Origin of the sequence: Moorena sp. SIO3B2, from assembly GCF_010692525.1 — a bacterium.
Taxonomy (GTDB): Bacteria; Cyanobacteriota; Cyanobacteriia; order Cyanobacteriales; family Coleofasciculaceae; genus Moorena; species Moorena producens.
Genome location: NZ_JAAHHE010000805.1, coordinates 1 through 1694 on the forward strand (window position 1 = coordinate 1; position 1694 = coordinate 1694).

Sequence of the window (1694 nt, forward strand, 5' to 3'; positions counted from 1 at the left end):
TGGTTAGAGTCTCGGTGGACTGAATTAAAGGATTTGGCATTATCGGAGGTGGAATTTGAAAAATTAACGGTTGAAGCTCAAATTCAGATTTTTAGCAAATTGACTACAACCTTAAGACGCAATCCTAATAGCCGTGAAACCATTAGAAAACAGGTTGATAATTATAGTGATTCTTTAATTACAGCGTTAAATGAATTTATTAAAGATGCTCAAGATAAATTACCTGAGGAAAAATCCAACATAGTTGTAATCGCAGATAACTTAGATAGAATCATCCCCCTGGAAAAAGGGAATGACAGAACAAGTCACGAGGAAATATTTCTTGATTATAGCAGTCAGTTAACAGCCTTGAATTGTCACGTAGTTTATACAGTACCTATTTCCTTAGCCTATTCCAGTCAAGCTACTGAATTAAGAAATATTTATGGTACTCCTCAAGTGTTACCAATGATTATGGTAAAAAACCGTGACAACAAACCCTATTCACAAGGATTAGATAAATTAAAAGAAGTTATTGAAAAAAGAGTTCACTTAGTTGACCCTAGGATTGATATTGATACACAAATTTTTGATAGTCAAGACAGTCGCATTGAGCTTTGTGCTATGACTGGTGGTCATGTCCGAGAGTTGATGCTATTAATGCAGTCAGTCATGCGTTATATTGATGATTTCCCGATTACTACAAGAATAGTGAGGCGGGCGGTTAGTGATGCCAGAGATAGCACTTATCGTAATGCGGTTAGTGCTGAAGAATGGCAAAAATTAGCTGAGGTTTCTCTTTCCAAGACTATCCCTAATGATGAAGACTATCGTAGTTTGCTATTCCGTCGTTGTGTGTTGGAATATCGAGAGTTTGATGGAGAGGGTAATCCTGTGCGTTGGTATGATGTTCACCCTGTAATTGAAGGGACATCTGAGTTTAAATCTGCTCTTCGTGATTTAAATAATAGTGAGCATTCAGCAGTCAGCGGTCAGTAGTGAGCCATTCCCGTAGCCTGGGTGGCACAGGCTTCTAGCCTGTGATCTAGCCCATTAGCTGATAGCTGATAGCTGATAGCTGATAGCTGAAAACTGATAGCTGATAGCTGATAGCTGATAAATGAATAAAATGCTTACATCCAATTCAACAACATTTAGATCAGATGAACAAGAATCCTATCTGAGGTTAAAACGCGATTTATCTTGGCGTGAAGGCTTTGGGATTTTATTTGTGCGGTGTACTCCTATACAAGAAAAATTTATTATTGAACAAATCAAACAAGATATTAATGATAAAACCGTTGATGTTTTAAAGCTAGAGCATTCTATTTATAATTTATATGATTTGATTGAGGAAAACGTTAACGACAATCCCATTGATATTTTATTTATTAGTGGCCTTGAAAAGTCTTTAGCATTAGACGATTATATTAAACGTACCCTTGAAAACCCTAAAAAATCTTATCAAAGAGAGGCTTTAGCCAGCTTATTAGGTCATCTGAATTGGCAACGGGAAAGATTTAGAGATGATTTTAATTGCTGCTTAGTGTTTACCGTCAGGAAATATACGTTAAGGTATTTAGTCCGTCGTGCTCCTGATTTTTTTGATTGGCGTTCTGGAGTAATAGAGTTTCCTGTAGATAGAGATATTGATTTACTTAAATATTATACTCCCCTTCAAGCTGATATTTTTTGTTCTTTTTTGCGATTGTTAT

At 36.1% G+C, this 1694-nt stretch carries 1 protein-coding gene and 1 pseudogene; both read left to right on the forward strand.

Annotated features, from left to right (window positions below; translation table 11 throughout):
- Window positions 1-978: ATP-binding protein (locus F6K38_RS41260; RefSeq protein ID WP_287360622.1), on the forward strand; the 978-nt coding region annotated here is incomplete at its 5' end.
- Window positions 979-1099: 121 nt separating this feature from the next.
- A pseudogene (locus tag F6K38_RS41265) lies at window positions 1100-1694 on the forward strand (hypothetical protein); the annotation flags it as partial.